This window comes from Streptomyces albofaciens JCM 4342 (genome assembly GCF_008634025.1).
In the GTDB taxonomy this organism is placed as follows: Bacteria; Actinomycetota; Actinomycetes; order Streptomycetales; family Streptomycetaceae; genus Streptomyces; species Streptomyces albofaciens.
Genome location: NZ_PDCM01000001.1, coordinates 3,417,126 through 3,433,198, shown reverse-complemented (window position 1 = coordinate 3,433,198; position 16,073 = coordinate 3,417,126). Strand labels below are relative to the sequence as shown.

Here is a 16,073-nt window from a genome sequence, read left to right as displayed (position 1 = left end):
GCGCGGGACCCTCCGTATCAGGGCTTCCGTGCGGGACCGTCCGCGTCAGGCCTTCCGTGTCAGCAGGTCGGCAGCCCGGGCACCGGCCCGTCGTTCTTGCCGCCCTTGACGTACACGACGCTGACGTAGACCCCGGAGTTGCCGCTGTCGTCGTCCGTCTTCGCCCACCAGGTGTTCGTCCAGCGGCTGAAGGTCTCCCGGCGGCCCAGGTCCACCTGGCAGTAGAAGTAGTTGGTGCCCGCGTTCAGTGTGCCGACGCGCTGGAAGGAAGCGTCGTACGAGGCGGCGGTGCGCCACACCTGGCAGTCGAACTTGCCCCCGCCGATGGACGCGCACGCGCGGGGCTCTGGCCCGCCGCCTCCCGGAGCGGTGGCGCCACCGGTACCGCCCGGCCCGGCGGGAGCGCTGCTGCCCGCACCCTTTCCGGGGCTGCCGCCGCCGCTGGGCTTCCCGGACGGGGCGCCGCGCGTCGGCCCGGCGGAGGCGGCAGGCGCGGCACTCTCCTTCTCCGCACCGCCTCCGGCCGCTTTCCCCTTCCCCTCCGTTTTCGCCTTCCCCGTCTCCTCCGGGGCACCCGAGACCCCGGCGTGCGCGGCCTGTTCCTCCGGGGAGCCGGTCGACCGCCGCTCGGCGACCGTACGGCCGGAGTCCTGATCCATCAGCGCGTACGTCACTCCGCCGCCCGCCAGCAGGACGGCCACGGCGGCGGCGAGCACGGCGGGACGGCGCCCGCGCCCGGCCGGGCGCGGGCGGTCACCCGGCGCCGGGACGGCGCTGGTCTCCCGCTCCCCCAGGCTCGCCGCGGCGGGCGTCGGCACGCCGACCGGCCCTGGGGACACGGGACTTGAAGCCACACCGCCGGGCGGCGGAGGCAGCGGCGCGGACCGTACGTCCGGCGCGGTCGGTGTCCGCGTCGCGCCCAGCGCCATCGTGTCCCGCCCGTCGGCCACCGCCGTCAGCATCGCCCGCGCCTCGGCCGCGCTCGGCCGGGCGGCCGGGTCCTTGGCCATCAGCGCGTGCAGCACCGGCGTCAGCGGGCCGGCCCGGCGCGGCTCGGGCAGCGGTTCGGAGACGATCGCCGTCAGGGTCGACCACACCGACGTCCGGCGGAACGGCGCGCCGTTGCCCTCCACCGCCGCGTACAGCGTCATGCCGAGCGACCAGATGTCCGAGGCGGGCGAGGGCGGCTGCCCCTGGGCCCGCTCCGGCGGCAGGTAGTCGAGCGAGCCGACCAGTTCGCCGCTGCGGGTCAGACGGGTGGTGTTCCCGTCGTCCGGCGCCTCGATGCTGGCGATGCCGAAGTCGGTGAGCACCACGCGGCCCACCCCGGCGTCCGGGCGGCCCGCCCGCCGCGCCCAGCCCTCCAGCAGGACGTTGCCGGGCTTGACGTCCCGGTGCAGCACGCCCGCCTGGTGCGCGGCGTCCAGCGCGTCCATCACCTTGGCGCCGATGGCGGCGATGTCGCGCGGGCCGATGGCGCCGTACCGGTCGAGGGCGTCGTCCAGCGAGGGCCCGTCGACCAGCTCCATGACGATGACCGGGCGCCCGTCCTCGTCGATCACGTCGTGCACGGTGACCACGCCGGAGTGCCGGATGCGGGCGGCGGCACGCGCCTCGCGCTGCATACGGGTGCGCAGGTCGGCCAGCTCCGGCGGGGACGCGTCGGTGTAGGCCCGCAGCACCTTGACGGCGACCTCCCGGCCGAGCACCTCGTCCACGGCCCGGCACACGACGCCCATGCCGCCGCGCCCGATCTGCCCGGTGACCCGGTAACGCCCGCCGAGCACCCGCCCTGTCAGGTCCCCGCCGCCGGAGCCTCCGCCACGGGCGCCGCCGCCCACGTCACCCGGCTCGTCCACACCGTCCACGCCACTCGCCCCGTTCGCACCACTCGTCCCCGGTCATGGTCGGCAACAGCCTAGAGGCGGCACCGGGCCGTGCGAACCGTTCAGACCGTGGGGGCGAAGGCATCGAGACGGGACTGTTGCGCGGCCGCCGCCGCGGCGCCCACCACCCCCGCGTCCGTTCCGGTCTGTGCCGGTACGACCGTGATGCCGCGGACGAAGGAGAGCGTCGCGTAGTCGTCCAGGGCGCGGCGCAGCGGGACGAAGAGGGTGTCGCCCGCACCGGCCACGCCGCCGCCGATCACCGCGATCTCGATCTCGACCAGCGCCGCGGTGGCCGCGATCCCGGCGGCCAGCGCCTGCGCGGCCCGCTCGAAGGAGTGACGGGCCACCGGGTCACCCGCGCGGGCCGCCGCGGCCACGGCGGCGGCGCTGGTGTCCCCGTCGGGGCCGGGCCGCCAGCCGTTCTCCAAGGCGCGGCGGGCGATGTTGGGACCGCTGGCGAGACGCTCGACGCAGCCGCGGGCGCCGCACGGGCACGGGTCGCCGTCGAGGTCCACGCTGATGTGGCCGATGTGGCCCGCGTTGCCGGTCGGGCCGGGGTGCAACTGTCCGCCCAGCACCAGGCCGCCGCCGACACCCGTGGAGACCACCATGCACAGGGCGTTGGCGTAGCCGCGGGCGGCGCCCTGCCAGTGTTCGGCGGCGGTCATCGCCACACCGTCGCCCACCAGGACGACCGGGAGCGCGCCGACCAGCGCCTGGACTTCCGCGACGACCGGGAAGTCCCGCCAGCCGGGGATGTTGACCGGGCTGACCGTGCCGCGCCGGGCGTCCACCGGTCCCGCGCTGCCGATGCCGACGGCCGCCACCCCGGCCCACTCGGGGCGCGCGGTCAGGTCCGCCACCACCTCGGCCAGCGCGCGCAGGACGGTGGCGCCGTCCTGGTCGGCGGGGGTGGGCCGGGTGGTCCGTACGAGCAGTCTGCCGCGCCCGTCCACCAGCGCTCCGGCGATCTTGGTGCCGCCGATGTCCAGCGCTGCGCTGAGGTCCGTCTGCATCGGTGTCGAATCTCCTGGTGGGCGCGGGGGCCGGGGTGCGGGGCCCGGCACGGGAACGCCAGTCTCGTCGCCTTTGACAACGTTGTCCAGAGGTTATGCTCGTCGCCGTACCGCGCACCGTCGCACGGTACGGCCGGGCGTCCCGCCCGGCCGGCCCCACACGCCGGTCGCTCGGTCACGCCGAGACCCATCATCGGCGTACCGGACCGGGAACCGCCACACCGGTCCCGCCCGTCTCTCCAGCAACAGCCGGAGCGAGCGCCGGAGCCGCCGTGGCCGCACCGGGGCCGCCCGCCGCGCCCGCCCGACCGCCGCCACCGCCGACAGAATCAGGACCGCGCACCGTGACCGACACCGCCCGGGGCACCTCCCGCCGCTACGGCAGCCGGCCGACGATGAAGGATGTCGCGGCGCGCGCCGGCGTCGGCCTGAAAACGGTCTCCCGGGTGGTCAACGGCGAACCCGGCGTCACCCCCGACACCGAACGCCGCGTCCAGGATGCCATCACCGCCCTCGGCTTCCGCCGCAACGACTCCGCGCGCATCCTGCGCAAGGGCCGCACCGCCAGCATCGGCCTGGTCCTGGAGGACCTCGCCGACCCCTTCTACGGGCCGCTGAACCGCGCCGTCGAGGAGGTCGCCCGCGACCACGGCGCGCTGCTGATCAACGGGTCCAGCGCCGAGGACCCCGCGCGCGAACAGGAACTGGTGCTCGCGCTCTGCGCCCGCCGGGTGGACGGGCTGGTGATCATCCCGGCCGCGGACGACCACCGCTATCTGGAGCCGGAGATCGCGGCGGGCGTGGCGACCGTCTTCGTGGACCGCCCGGCGGGCCGGATCGAGGCGGACACGGTGCTCTCCGACAGCTTCGGCGGGGCCCGCGACGCGGTCGCGCACCTGATCGCGCACGGCCACCGCCGCATCGGCTTCCTCGGCGACCAGCCCCGCATCCATACCGCCGCCGAGCGGCTGCGCGGCTACCGCACCGCGATGGCCGAGGCCGGGCTCCCGGTGGACGAGGCGTGGGTGTCCCTCGGCTCGACCGCGCCGGACCGGGTGCGCTTCGCGGCCACCGCCATGCTCGACGGGCCGCGGCCGGTCACCGCGCTGTTCGCGGGCAACAACCGGGTGACGGTCACCGCGGTCCGGGTGCTCGCCGAACGCCCGCGCCCGGTCGCCCTGGTGGGCTTCGACGACTTCGAGCTGGCCGACCTGGTCTCCCCCGCGATCACGGTGGTGGCGCAGGACGCGGCGCGGCTCGGCCGTACCGCGGCCACGCTCCTCTTCCGCCGCCTCGACGGCGCCGACGGGCCGCCGCGGCGCGAGGAGATCCCCACCCGCCTCATCCCGCGCGGCTCGGGCGAACTGCCGCCCCCGGAGGGCGGCTGACCCCGTCGCCCTCGGGCGTCAGCCGTCGTCGTCCGGATCGTCCCGGGAGGCGCGCCGCCCCCGCGTGAACGCCAGGACGCTGCCGACGACGGCGATCAGGGCGATGGCCAGGGCGATGCTGACGCCGCCCTCGGTGTCCCAGTACACGTCCTCCAGGCTGATCAGCAGCGCGGCCTCGTCGACGACCAGGGCCAGGCCCACCCCGTAGGCCAGCCCCAGCCAGGCGCGTGCCCGCGCCGAGCGTTCGGCCAGGCTCGCCGCGCCCACCACCGCGAGCAGCAGGATCCCCCATACGTAGTGGTGCAGGTGCACCCCGCCGGCCTGTACGTCGCCGACCCCGGCCACGTCGATGTGGATGAGCCAGGTCAGCAGGCGCATCCCGCCGAAGGTGAGGGCGAAGCCCCACCAGGCCAGGACGAAGCCCCGGCGCTTCGGGGAGATGCCGGGCAGCAGGCGCAGCCACAGCGAGCGGCGCTCCTGGTGCCCGGTCGGTGCCCGGCCGGACGTCTTCGCGGAGTTCATCCGGCCTCTCCCACCGTGGATCTTCCGGGCTCTCCCACCGTGAACTTCTCGATCAGCGCCGCCATGGCGTCCGGCGCGCCGTAGTGGGCGGCGTGGGCCGCGCCCGGGATCTCCCCGGCGCGCCCGTCGGCGACCAGTCCCGCCACACGCCGGGTCCAGGTGCCGGAGGCGATGGTGTCACCCGCTCCCCGTACGACGAGCGTGGGCGCGCGGACGCGGGACAGGTTCCCCTCGAATGCCCCGGCCGCGTCCCGCAGCGCGTGGCCGAAGGAAGCGGCGCAGCGCAGGGGGCCGGTCACCAGGTAGTCGAACGCGGCCAGGCCGAGCAGGCCGAGGGGTTCCCTGGGGGCGTCCGCGACGAGCCGGGCGCACTGGCGCCATCCGGAGACCCCCGGTTCGAGCGCCGGGCCGACCAGCACCAGGCGCCCGACCAGGCGGGGGTGGCGGGCGGCCAGGGCCGCGGCCACCTGGCAGCCGACCGAGTTGGCGACCAGCACGCTCGGCCCCAGGGACAGCCGCCGGTGCAGCCGGGCCAGGGCCTCGGCGCACTGTCCGACACCGGGTGCGCGGTGCTCGGCGGCCCGCGAACGCGCGTTGCCCGGCAGGTCCGGCACCACCACGGTCGCCCCGCCCGCGGCCAGCCGGCGCGCGAGCGGCACGAAGTACCGTCCCGAGAGTCCGAGTCCGTGGACGAGCACCATGGCCGGGCGGCCCTCGCGTGGCGGCGGCCCGAAGCTGCGGGCGAAGAATCCGATGTCGGTCATGTGATCCGCATGCCCGCCATGACCTCCGGTACAACCTGGTCGCAACCGGGCGCAATCACCCCGGGCCGTCACTCCGCCCCGGCACCGAACCGCCGCACGAACACGTCGTACGCGCCATTGGTGTCCCCCGGCACCAGGTCCGGCAGGACCGAGCCGAAGACCACGCTCCGGCCGTCCCGGCTCAGCGCGTGCTGGGCGGCGTGGTTCAGATAGCCGTCCGCGACCGGGTGCTGCTCGCCGGTGCGCAGGTCGTGCAGCGTCAGCCGGCCGTCGTGGTTCTCCAGCACGCGCCGGCCGTCGCCGCTGACGGCCGTGGGGAAGCCGCGCTCCCGGCCCACCTGCCGGGTGTGCCGGGCGCGCAGGTCGTGTACGTAGCCGAACCAGCCGGGCGCTGCGGACCGGGCCGGTGCGCGAGGGGTGTCCGCGCCGAACGTCACGGCTCGGCCGTTGGCGCTCAGCTCGCCCAGGCGCAGGCGGCGGTCTTCCATCGGCGTACCGTCGGCATTCAGGTCGGCCCGGCGCACGGCGCCCGTCCGGCGGTCCCGTACGAAGAGGTCCTGCCCGCCGCCCTCCGCCTCGTCGAGCACGTACGCGATCCACCGGCCCGTCCCGCTCAGCGAGACACCGCGTACGATCCCGTACTTGGCGTTGCCCCCGGGCGCCTTGGGGGTGATCAGCTCGGTGCGGCCGGTGACCAGGTCGTGTACGTAGTCGAGCGCCGGGCCGTCCGGTGCGGGGCCGGTGGCCCGGAAGGCCACCGAACGACCGTGCGCGCTCAGCGAGGTGACCTCGCCGCTCCCGCCGCCGGCCGGGGAGCCGGGCGGCGGGACCAGGTGGGTGGTGCGGCCGGTGCGGCGGTCGTGCAGGTACGCGGAACGGTGCCCGACGTATCCGGTGGAGTACGCGACGAAGCGGCCGTCGGCGCTGACGCGCGGGACGTTGTCGATCCCGGCCCCGTCCTCGCGCCGGGCGTCCGGAATCCGCCCGACCCGCCCGGTGCGCAGGTCCTTGACGGCCAGTACGTGCGTCGAACCGCCTCCGCCGCCCAGCTCCGGCGCCCCCGTCCAGAAGGCGACGTACCGGCCGCCGGCGCTGATCGAGGCGATGTGCGACGGGCCGGTCAGCTGGCCGCCGTCCGCCGCCGTGCTCACCCGTACGACGGTGGACGCGGCTGCCTCACCGGCTCCTTCACCGGCCCACGCCGCCTCCCCCGACAACAGCACCCCGACCGCCACGGCCACGCCCAGCCCCGTACGTATCCGCTTCGCCATGCTTCCCCCTGGTCTCCGTCACCCCGCCCGTACGCGGTACGCGCATACAAGCGCGCCCGAAGGGACACCGGCAATCAGCCGTTCTCCGTACAACGTCCGGTGCGGGTGGAGCGTCCGCGACCCGGTCCGGCCGCCCGGTCTCAGGAGCTCGTCAGGATGACAAGTTGCTGCGTCGCGCGCGACATCGCGACATAGCGGTCGACCGCTCCCTGGACACCGTCGCCGAAGTTCTCCGGGTCGACGAGGACGACCAGGTCGAACTCCAGGCCCTTCGCCAGCTCCGGGGACAGCGACCGGACGCGCCGCGTCGCCCGGAACGTGGGGTCGCCGATGACGCAGGCGATGCCGTCGTCGTGGGTGGCGAGCCAGTCGCCGAGGACCGTGTCGCGGTCGGCGACGGAGCCGTGGACCACGGGAACGCCGCCGCGGCGGATGGAGACCGGCACGTTGGCGTCCGGGAGCGCGGCCCGGATGACCGGCTCGGCCGCCGCCATGACCTCTTCCGGCGTGCGGTAGTTGATGTTCAGGCAGGCCACGTCGATCCGGTCCAGGCCGATCCGTTCGAGCCGTTCCCGCCACGACTCGGTGAACCCGTGCCGGGCCTGGGCGCGGTCGCCGACGATGGTGAAGCTCCGGGACGGGCAGCGCGACAGCAGCATCTGCCATTCCGCGTCGGTCAGTTCCTGGGCCTCGTCCACGACGATGTGCGCGAACGGGCCGGCCAGCCGGTCCGGTTCCGCGACCGTCAGCTCGGCCTCGTCGACCAGGCTGACCTGGGCGTCCTGGCCGCGCAACATCGTCACCAGGCCCTCACCCTCGTCGAGGTCCGCGCCGGAGGCGGCCGCCGCGTCGATGAGGTTGTCGACCACCTGCGTCATGCGCTCGCGCTGGGCGGCGAGCACGGCCGCGTGCCGGCGCCTGGTGCGGGCCGCCTCCGGGTCGCCGAGGCGCTGCCGCGCCGCGTCCAGGAGCGGCAGGTCGGACACCGTCCATGCCTGGGGCGCGTCCTTGCGCTGGAGCCTGCGCACCTCGTCCGCGCTGAGCCAGGGGACGCACAGCCGCAGATAGGCGGGAACCGTCCACAGGTCCGAGACCAGGTCGGTGGCTTCGAGCAGCGGCCAGGCGCGGTGCAGGGCGGTGACCAGTTCCCCGTCGTACCGCAGCGACCGCTCGAAGGCGTGGCCGGGGACGTCGCCGTCGAGCTTGTCCAGCAGGATCGCGACGAGTTCCTCCCAGATCTGCTCGCGCGCCTCGTTGTGCGGGGTGCCGTGGTCCGGCGCGTCGAACGCCTCGGCCCAGTCGTCGGCGGTCAGCCGGACGTCGCCCCAGTCGGTCGAGACCGTCATCCCCCTGGTGGGCGGCTCCTCGTAGATGCCGACGGCCTTCTCGATGGCCTTCACCATGTCCGCGGAGGACTTCAGGCGGGCCACCTCCGGGTCGCTCTCGTCCGCCGCGTCCGCCCCCTCGGCGACGAGGTCGCGCAGGACGCAGGTCTGCACGCCTTCCTCGCCGAGGCTGGGCAGGACGTCGTCCACGTAGGCCAGGTAGGGCCGGTGCGGGCCGACGAACAGCACGCCGCCGCGGCCGTGTCCGAGGCGGGGGTCGGAGTACAGGAGGTAGGCGGAGCGGTGCAGGGCGACGACGGTCTTGCCCGTGCCCGGCCCGCCGTCGACCACGAGGGCGCCGCGGGATCCGGCCCGGATGACGGCGTCCTGGTCGGCCTGGATGGTGCCGAGCACGTCCCGCATCCGTGCCGACCGGTTGCCGCCCAGGCTGGCGATGAAGGCGGAGTGGTCGTCCAGCGCGGCGTGCCCTTCGAGCCCGTCGGCGGTGAAGACCTCGTCCCAGTAGTCGGTGATCCGGCCGTCGGTCCAGCGGTACCGGCGGCGGCTCGTCAGACCCATCGGGTCGGCGTGGGTGGCGCCGAAGAACGGCTCGGCCGCGGGGGACCGCCAGTCGACCAGCAGCCGGCGGCCCGTGCTGTCGGTGAGGCCGAGCCGTCCGACGTACACGGGCTCGGTGCCGTCCGCTCCGGCCATGCGGCCGAGGCACAGGTCGAGGCCGAAGCGGCGCAGAGCGCGCAGCCGTCCGGTCAGCCGGTGGACCTCCGCGTCGCGGTCCATCGCCTGCCGGCCGGTGCCGCCGGGCGCCTTGAGTTCGGCGTCGAGGCGGTCGGACAGTTCGGTGATCGTCCGGTCCAGGCTCTCCGCGATGGCCGCGAAGTGCCGTTCGTCGGCCGCCGTCAGCTTGGGGTCGGCCTTGGCGGCGAGGCGGTCGGGAAGGTCGAACACGCCGGTGGTCAGGGAATGCATGGTGTCAGCTCCGATCCTGGGCCGTCCCGCGGGGTGCTGCCGCGCGTACGCCCGCGCCGCGGCGCGTGCTGCGCGTGTCTCCCGTTCCCGCAGGTCCTGGCCTCGGCGAGCGATTGTGCGGCACGACCGGGGCCTTGCCGCAAGCCCCCCTGTGCGCTATATGTTGAGAGTGGCAAGGAGTGTGCGAACTCCTTGCTTCTTCTTTTTTCGGGACGGGCATCTCGGGGGCGGGCATGGGGTGGGGCATGTCGCGGTCGGTCCGCGCGGTCGCCGGAGCCAGTGCGGTGGGCGCGGTCGTGGCGGGGCTGTGCGCCCCGGGCCGGGCGCAGGCCGCCGGGCCCGCATCCGCCCGCCCCGCGTCCTCGGTCCAGCGGGTCAGCACGGCCTCCGACGGCACACAGGCCGACGGGGCGTCGGGGCCCGCCGCCGTCAGCGCGGACGGACGGTACGTCGTCTTCTGGTCGGCCGCCCCGAACCTCGGCGCCGGCTACTTCCCCGCGCTGCTGGTCAAGGACACGGTCACCAGGAAGCTCACCCAGGTGCCGAGGCCACAGGGGTACGGCGGCGGCCCCCTGGCGATCAGCGCGGACGGCCGGTACGTCGCGTTCTCGACGGGGACGCGCTATCCGCTCCCGTACGTCCACGACCGCCGCACCGGGACGACGGAGCAGGTCCGTCCGAAGGACCCGCCGATCGGCGGCGAGATCAGCGACGTCGCCGGGCTGAGCGCCGACGGGCGGCACCTCGCGTACACGATCACCAACCGGCACGGCAACGCCCCCGTCCTGCTGTACGTCCGCGACCTGGACAGCGGCACCGACGAACTCCTCACCCCCGCCGGCCCTTCGGGGTACCCGCTCGCCGACGGCGGCTCGCTCTCCCGGGACGGCCGGGTGGCGGCGTACGGCATCCGGCAGCGCGGCGGCAGCGGCCCGGACACGGGCGATGTGTTCGTCCGCGACCGGGACACCGGCGAGGTCGGGCAGGCGGACATCACGCACGACGGCTCCCCGGCCGACGGCCCGGCGCGGCTCGCGCAGCTCAGCGCCGACGGCCGGTACGCGGCCTTCACGTCCACCGCCACCAACGTCGTGCGCGGGGGCACCGCGGCCGGCTCGCACGCCTACGTCCGCGATCTGCGCGCCGGGCGGACCTGGCGGGTGGCGGGCGACGGCGCGGTGGCGAAGGCGGTCAGCGGGGACGGCCGGTGGGTGCTCGTCGCGGAGGGCGGCCGGCTGGTCCTCGTGCACGCGCGGAGCGGACAGCGCCGGGACGTGGGCCCGGGCGACCGGGCGGGCGGCGGGGCCGTCGACGGCGGGGGCCGGGCGGTGGCGTTCGCCTCGGACGCGGCCGATCTGGTGCCCGGGGACACCAACGCGGCGTACGACGTGTTCGTACGCCGCTGGTGACGGGGCGTCAGGCGGCCGGGGCGGGGCGGCCCGCGAGGGCGTCCAGGTCGGCGCGGGTGAGCCCGGTCAGGCGGGCGACCTCGGCCGGGTCCACGGCGCCGCAGTCCAGGCCGCGCAGCAGGTAGCCGCTGAGCGCCCTGGCCGTGGCGGGCTCGTCCAGCACGTCGCCGCCGGCCTTGGAGACGTACGCGGTGAGCCGGGCGGCGGCCTGCTCCAGGCCGCCGCGGTAGAAGGCGTAGACGGCGGCGTAGCGGGTGGGCAGGTGGGCCGGGTGCATGTCCCAGCCCTGGTAGTACGCGCGGGCCAGCGCGCGGGTGACCAGGCCGTGGTGCAGCCGCCAGGCGTCGTGCACCCGGGTGGTCGCGCCGATCGGCAGGACGTTGGTCGAGCCGTCGGACAGGCGCACGCCGGTGCCGGCCGCGGCGACCTGCATGACGGCCTTGGCGTGGTCGGCCGCCGGGTGGTCCGGGGCCTGGTGGGCGGCGCTGACGCCGCAGGAGGCGCTGTAGTCGAAGGTGCCGTAGTGCAGGGAGGTGGCGCGGCCCCCGGCGGCCTCGATCATGCGGGCGACGGTGGCGCGGCCGTCGGCGCCCAGGATCGACTGGGTGGTCTCGATCTGGATCTCGAAGCCGAGCCGGCCGGCCGGCAGGCCGTGGGTCTTCTCGAACGCCTCCAGCAGCCGCGCCATGGCGGCGACCTGCTCGGCGTAGCTGACCTTGGGCAGGGTCAGGACCAGGCCGTCGGGGAGGCCGCCGGCCGCCATCAGACCGGTGAGGAAGATGTCGAGGGTGCGGATGCCGCGGTCGCGGACGGCGGCCTCCATGCACTTCATGCGGATGCCCGTGTAGGGCGCCGCGGTGCCGTCCGCGCAGGCGGCCGCGACGAGGGCGGCGGCGCGGGCGGCCGCTTCGTCCTCCTCGGCGTCCGGGCGCGGGCCGTAGCCGTCCTCGAAGTCGATGCGCAGGTCCTCCACGGGCTCGCGCTCCAGCTTGGCCCGGACCCGCTCGTACACCGGCTCCGCCAGGTCGTCCGGGAGGCCGAGGACGCCGGCGAACGCCTCGGCGTCGGGTGCGTGCTCGTCGAGCGCGGCGAGGGCGGCGTCGCCCCACTCGCGGAGGGTGCCGGCGGTGACGGCGTCGCCGGGCACGTAGACCGTGTGGACCGGCTGCCGGGTGCCGGGATCGCCCGGGTAGCGCCGCGCGAGGTCCGCGTCCACGTCCGCGAGAGCGGCTCCGATCTCCTCGCGTACGGTGGGCGCGAGGCTCGTCGCCACCGTCTCGTGCTGCCCCATCCGACACCCTCCCAGTGGTCCGCACCCGCTCCGCGGCTTTTCCGTGTCGCGGAATCAACAATCCGTAGAGCGAAGCTATCCGGGCCGAGATCGCAGGTCAACACCCTTCGGGCCCCGGACCGGGCGGGCACCGCACGGGGAGCGTTCCCCATCGCGCGCGCCGTGCGCCCGCGCACCCGGGTATCCCGTTTCATCCCTTTCGGTAGTTCCCCGCCGATCGGCGGCCGGGCCCGAACCGCCGTGCGTAGCATCACCGGCGCGGTGCGGGCGGCCGGGAGCCCGGCCGCCCGCACGAGGCGTGGGGGGGGGCTGCATGCCGGAGGAGTTCGGGGACGCGCTGCGGCGGCTGCGGCGGGAGCGGGAGATCTCCCTCCGGTCTCTCGCCCAGCTGGTGCACTACAGCAAGGGCTATCTCAGCAAGATCGAGAACGGTGAGAAACCGCCGACCGCCGACGTGGCCCGCCGCTGCGACGCGGCCCTGGCGGCACAGGGCACGCTCGGCCGGCTGCTGGCCGCCCGTACCCCCGGCGACCGCTGCCCGTATCCGGGACTCGCCGCCTACACCGCCGCCGACGCCCCCTGGTTCTTCGGCCGGGAGCGGGCCACCGCCGCCCTGGTCGGCCGCCTCGCCGAGCGCGTGGACAGCGCGGGCCCGCTGGTCCTCGCGGCCCCGTCCGGCGCCGGCAAGTCCTCGCTGCTGCGGGCCGGGCTGCTGCCCGCCCTGCGCGCCGGCGCCCTGCCCGGCTCCCGGCACTGGCCGGTCCGCGTCCTGACACCCGGCGCGCGTCCGCTCACCGAACTGGCCGCGGCGCTGGCCGGACCGGGCGCCCCTGCCGCCACATCCGCCTCCGCGTCTGCCTCCGCCTCCGCCGAGGAACTGGCCGAAGCCCCCGAGCGGTGCGCCGCCGCCGTCCGCGCCGCGCTCGGCACCCGTTCCCGCCTGGTCCTCGTCGTCGACCAGTTCGAGGAGATCTTCACCGTCTGCGAGGACTCCCACGAGCGGCGCGCCTTCGTCACGGCGCTGTGCGCGGCCGCCCGGGACGCCCCCTGCGCCGTGGTCCTCGGTGTCCGCGCTGACTTCTACGGGCAGTGCCTGGACCACCCCGCGCTCGCCCCGGCCCTGTCCGCCGGGGTCTTCGCGCTGCGCCCGATGTCCGTACGGGAAGTCCGCGCGGCGATCACCCGCCCCGCCCGGGAGGCCGCGCTGGAGCTGGAGCCGGGCCTCGAAGAGCTGCTCCTGTCCGACCTGGGCATCCACGGGGACGACGAGCCGGTGGCCGGCGGCACGCTGCCGCTGCTGGCGCACGCCCTGCTCGCCACCTGGCAGCAGCGCTCCGGCCGCACCCTCACCGTCGCCGGCTACCGCCTCACCGGCGGCCTGCACGGCGCCGTCGCCACCACCGCCGAGCGGGTGCACGACGGGCTGGACCCGGCGGAGCGGCGCACGGCGCGGCAGGTGCTGCTGCGGCTGGTCCAGGTCGGCGAGATCGCGGGCGAGACGCGCCGCCGGGTGCCGCGCGAGCGGCTGCTGGAGCACCTGCCGGACCCGGAGAAGACCGCCGCCGTGATCGATGTCTTCGTCCGCGCCCGGCTGCTGACGCTCGACGCGGACACCGTGGAGATCACCCACGAGGCGCTGCTGCGGGCCTGGCCGCGGCTGCGCGGCTGGATCCGCGCCGACCGGGCCGGGCTCGTCGTCCACCAGCGGCTGACGGAGGCGGCCGGGGCCTGGAAGCGGGAGGGGCGGGACTCGGCGGCGCTCTACCGGGGCACACGGCTGGCGGTGGCGCGCGAGTGGGCCGGGCAGCAGGGCGAGAACGCCGGACTCAGCCCGCTGGAGGAGGAGTTCCTGCGCGCCTCGCAGGAGCGCGAGGCGGCCGCGGCCCGGGCCGCCCGGCGCCGGGTGCGGCGGCGCCGCAGGCTCGCGGGCACCCTCGCCGTGCTGCTCGTGCTCGCCGTGTGCGCGGGGGTGCTGGCGGTGCAGCAGTGGCGTACGGCGGAGGCCGGGCGACGTGACGCGTACGCCGGTGAACTGGCCGCCCGCTCCGGGCAGGTGGCCTCCGGGCAGCCGGAGGCGGCCATGCTGCTCGCCGCCGAGGCGTACCGGCTGCACCCCTCCCCCGCTTCCCGCAGCGCGCTGCTGAGCACCCAGGCGCGGCCGTTCGCGGGGCGCCTGACGGGGCATCAGGGCCCGGTCAACGGCGCCGCGTTCAGCCCGGACGGCAGGCTCCTGGCGGGCGGCGGTTCGGACGGCACGGTCCGGCTGTGGGACCCGCGTACCCGCCGCCCGCCGGTCACCGCGCTCACGGCCGGTACGACACGGATGCGCGGCGTCGCCTTCAGCCCGGACGGCCGCCTCCTGGCCGCGGGCGCCGCGGACGGCTCCGTACGGGTCCGGGACGCCGCCCGCCGTACGCCCGCCGTGACCGTGCCCGGCGGCGGTGACGGCGGCGAGGTGGCCTTCGCGCCCGCGGGCCGCGGCGGTCCGTCCGGTGGCGACGTGCTCGCCGCCACCGGCCCCGGCGGCAGCGTGACCCTGTGGGACGCGCCCCGGATGCGGCCGATGGCCCGGCTGCCCGGCCTCGGCGGCGCCGGGACCGGCAAGGTGGCGTTCAGCCCGGACGGCCGGCTGCTCGCCCGCGGTGACGCCAACGGCCGGGTCCGGGTCTGGCGGCTGCCGCCGTCGCTGACCGCGTCCGCCCCCGGCACCGCCCTGTCCGCCGCCGCCCGCCCCGCCTCCCCCACCGTCCTCGCCGACCGCTCCGGCCTCGGCGACGGCGTCGTGGCCGTGGCCTTCAGCCCGGACAGCGCGACGCTGGCCGTCGGCGGCACGGACCGTACGGTCACCCTGTACGACACCCGGCGGATGACCGTCCGGGCCCGCCTCACCGGCCACAACGACGACATCAACGCGCTGGCCTTCAGCCCCGACGGCGACACCCTCGCGTCCGCGTCCGGCGACGGCTCCGCGCGGCTGTGGGAGGTCGCCACCCTCCGTACCGTCGCCGCCTTCACCGGGCACAGCGACTACGTCCTCGCCGTCGCCTTCTCCCCGGACGGCCGCACGCTGGCCACCGGCAGCTTCGACCGGACGATCGCCCTGTGGAACCCGGCCGGCGCCGCGCTGACCGCCCGGCCGGTGTCCGGCCGGTCCGCCGTCGCCTTCGCCCCCGACGGGCGGCGGCTGGTCGCGGCGGGCGTCGACGGCACGGTCCAGCGGTGGGACGTCCGCACGCACACCCAGCTGGGGCCGCCGCTGCGCGCCCACCACGGGCCGGTCCGGGATCTGGCCTACGGCCCGGACGGCCGGACGTTCGCCACCGCGGGCGCCGACGGGACGGTGCGGCTGTGGGACGCGGCGAGCGGCGCCCGTGACCGGCTGCTGACGGGGCCGCGCGGCTCGGTGTTCGGGGTCGCCTTCGCCCCCGGCGGGGGGCTGCTGGCGGGGGCGAGCGAGGACGGCACGGTACGGCTGTGGGATCTCGCGCGGAGCCGTTCCACCGCCCTGACCGGCCACGACGACTTCGTCAACGGTGTGGCGTTCAGCCCGGACGGGCGGCTGCTGGCCAGCGCGAGCGACGACCGGACGGTCCGGCTGTGGGAGGTCGCCACGCACCGTCAGGTCGGGGTGCTGCGCGGGCATTCGGGCGCCGTGTGGGCGGTGGCGTTCAGCGCGGACGGGCGCACGCTCGCGTCGGCGGGCAACGACCGGACGGTGCGCCTGTGGGACGTGCGCGCCCTGAAGGCCGCCGGAGTGCTGCGCGGCCACACCGGGTCGGTGCGGGGCATCGCCTTCGCGCCGCACGGGCAGCAGCTGGCCACGGTCGGCTTCGACAGCACCGTACGGATCTGGGACACGGCCGCCCGTACGCAGACCGCCACGCTGACCGGGCACACGGACGTGGTGTGGTCGGTGGCCTACGCGCCGGACGGCAGGACCCTGGCGACCACCGGCGCGGACGGTTCGGTGCGCCTGTGGGACCTGGACGCGGGCCGGGTGGCCGGGCGCATCTGCCCGCTGGTGGGCAGTACCGGCCCCGCACGCTGGCGGGAGCTGCTGCCCGATGTGCCGTACGAGCCGATCTGCGACCGCTGAGAGTTTGTGCGCACCGCTGAATCCGGTGTGCCCCCTGAATCTGCGTGCACCTCTCCATCCCGTGTGCTCCCTGAATCCGGTGTGCACACCCGACCCGGGCCAGGTACCCAGGCTT

Annotated in this window: 10 protein-coding genes; 3 read left to right on the top strand and 7 right to left on the bottom strand. The window is 76.0% G+C overall.

Annotated features, from left to right (window positions below; all coding sequences use genetic code 11):
- Positions 1 to 59: 59 nt before the first annotated feature.
- Together CP973_RS15470 and CP973_RS15465 are read right to left on the bottom strand one after the other, a co-directional pair.
- Entirely contained in the window at positions 60 to 1,868 is a 1,809-nt protein-coding gene (locus CP973_RS15470) for a serine/threonine-protein kinase (RefSeq protein ID WP_425281967.1), read from the bottom strand.
- Between the two features lie 80 nt (positions 1,869 to 1,948).
- Positions 1,949 to 2,905 (bottom strand): ROK family protein, encoded by a 957-nt coding sequence (locus tag CP973_RS15465; RefSeq protein ID WP_150241107.1) that lies wholly within the window; start codon positions 2,903 to 2,905, stop codon positions 1,949 to 1,951.
- A gap of 344 nt (positions 2,906 to 3,249) precedes the next feature.
- Here CP973_RS15465 and CP973_RS15460 point away from each other — a divergent pair, with 344 nt between their 5' ends.
- A complete protein-coding gene (locus CP973_RS15460) occupies positions 3,250 to 4,293 on the top strand; it encodes a LacI family DNA-binding transcriptional regulator (protein ID WP_150241105.1) in 1,044 nt (347 codons plus the stop codon).
- Positions 4,294 to 4,311: 18 nt separating this feature from the next.
- Here the strand turns inward: CP973_RS15460 and CP973_RS15455 are convergent, their stop codons facing one another.
- The 4 genes from CP973_RS15455 to helR all read right to left on the bottom strand — a co-directional run bounded on the left by CP973_RS15455 (position 4,312) and on the right by helR (position 9,162).
- Positions 4,312 to 4,815, bottom strand: coding sequence for a hypothetical protein (locus CP973_RS15455; RefSeq protein WP_208853189.1), 504 nt, complete (start codon positions 4,813 to 4,815; stop codon positions 4,312 to 4,314).
- Positions 4,812 to 5,579 (bottom strand): alpha/beta fold hydrolase, encoded by a 768-nt coding sequence (locus CP973_RS15450; RefSeq protein WP_150241103.1) that lies wholly within the window; start codon positions 5,577 to 5,579, stop codon positions 4,812 to 4,814. Before CP973_RS15450 ends, CP973_RS15455 begins: the two co-directional genes overlap by 4 nt.
- Positions 5,580 to 5,647: 68 nt before the next feature.
- Complete coding sequence (locus CP973_RS15445) at positions 5,648 to 6,850, bottom strand: TolB-like translocation protein (RefSeq protein WP_150241102.1); 1,203 nt, start codon at positions 6,848 to 6,850, stop codon at positions 5,648 to 5,650.
- A gap of 140 nt (positions 6,851 to 6,990) precedes the next feature.
- Positions 6,991 to 9,162 carry an RNA polymerase recycling motor ATPase HelR gene (gene helR, locus CP973_RS15440; protein ID WP_150241100.1) on the bottom strand — a complete coding sequence of 724 codons (2,172 nt, stop codon included), beginning with the start codon at positions 9,160 to 9,162 and terminating at the stop codon, positions 6,991 to 6,993.
- Between the two features lie 245 nt (positions 9,163 to 9,407).
- On the opposite strand from helR, the gene CP973_RS15435 reads away from it, so the two are divergent.
- The gene (locus tag CP973_RS15435) at positions 9,408 to 10,571 is read left to right on the top strand and encodes a TolB family protein (RefSeq protein WP_150241097.1); all 1,164 of its coding nucleotides are present in this window, start codon (positions 9,408 to 9,410) and stop codon (positions 10,569 to 10,571) included.
- Positions 10,572 to 10,578: 7 nt separating this feature from the next.
- Here the strand turns inward: CP973_RS15435 and CP973_RS15430 are convergent, their stop codons facing one another.
- Complete coding sequence (locus tag CP973_RS15430) at positions 10,579 to 11,862, bottom strand: DUF6986 family protein (RefSeq protein WP_150241095.1); 1,284 nt, start codon at positions 11,860 to 11,862, stop codon at positions 10,579 to 10,581.
- 313 nt (positions 11,863 to 12,175) lie between these two features.
- Between CP973_RS15430 and CP973_RS15425 the strand changes: the two genes are divergently transcribed.
- Positions 12,176 to 15,958 carry an nSTAND1 domain-containing NTPase gene (locus CP973_RS15425; protein ID WP_150241094.1) on the top strand — a complete coding sequence of 1,261 codons (3,783 nt, stop codon included), beginning with the start codon at positions 12,176 to 12,178 and terminating at the stop codon, positions 15,956 to 15,958.
- Positions 15,959 to 16,073: the final 115 nt, after the last annotated feature.

Bases quoted from the DNA above. Each gene is read 5' to 3' on its own strand.
- helR (WP_150241100.1), bottom strand. From the start codon at position 9,162: ATGCATTCCCTGACCACCGGCGTGTTCGACCTTCCCGACCGCCTCGCC.
- CP973_RS15455 (WP_208853189.1), bottom strand. From the start codon at position 4,815: ATGAACTCCGCGAAGACGTCCGGCCGGGCACCGACCGGGCACCAGGAG.
- CP973_RS15445 (WP_150241102.1), bottom strand. From the start codon at position 6,850: ATGGCGAAGCGGATACGTACGGGGCTGGGCGTGGCCGTGGCGGTCGGG.
- CP973_RS15435 (WP_150241097.1), top strand. From the start codon at position 9,408: ATGTCGCGGTCGGTCCGCGCGGTCGCCGGAGCCAGTGCGGTGGGCGCG.
- CP973_RS15450 (WP_150241103.1), bottom strand. From the start codon at position 5,579: ATGACCGACATCGGATTCTTCGCCCGCAGCTTCGGGCCGCCGCCACGC.
- CP973_RS15425 (WP_150241094.1), top strand. From the start codon at position 12,176: ATGCCGGAGGAGTTCGGGGACGCGCTGCGGCGGCTGCGGCGGGAGCGG.
- CP973_RS15465 (WP_150241107.1), bottom strand. From the start codon at position 2,905: ATGCAGACGGACCTCAGCGCAGCGCTGGACATCGGCGGCACCAAGATC.
- CP973_RS15430 (WP_150241095.1), bottom strand. From the start codon at position 11,862: ATGGGGCAGCACGAGACGGTGGCGACGAGCCTCGCGCCCACCGTACGC.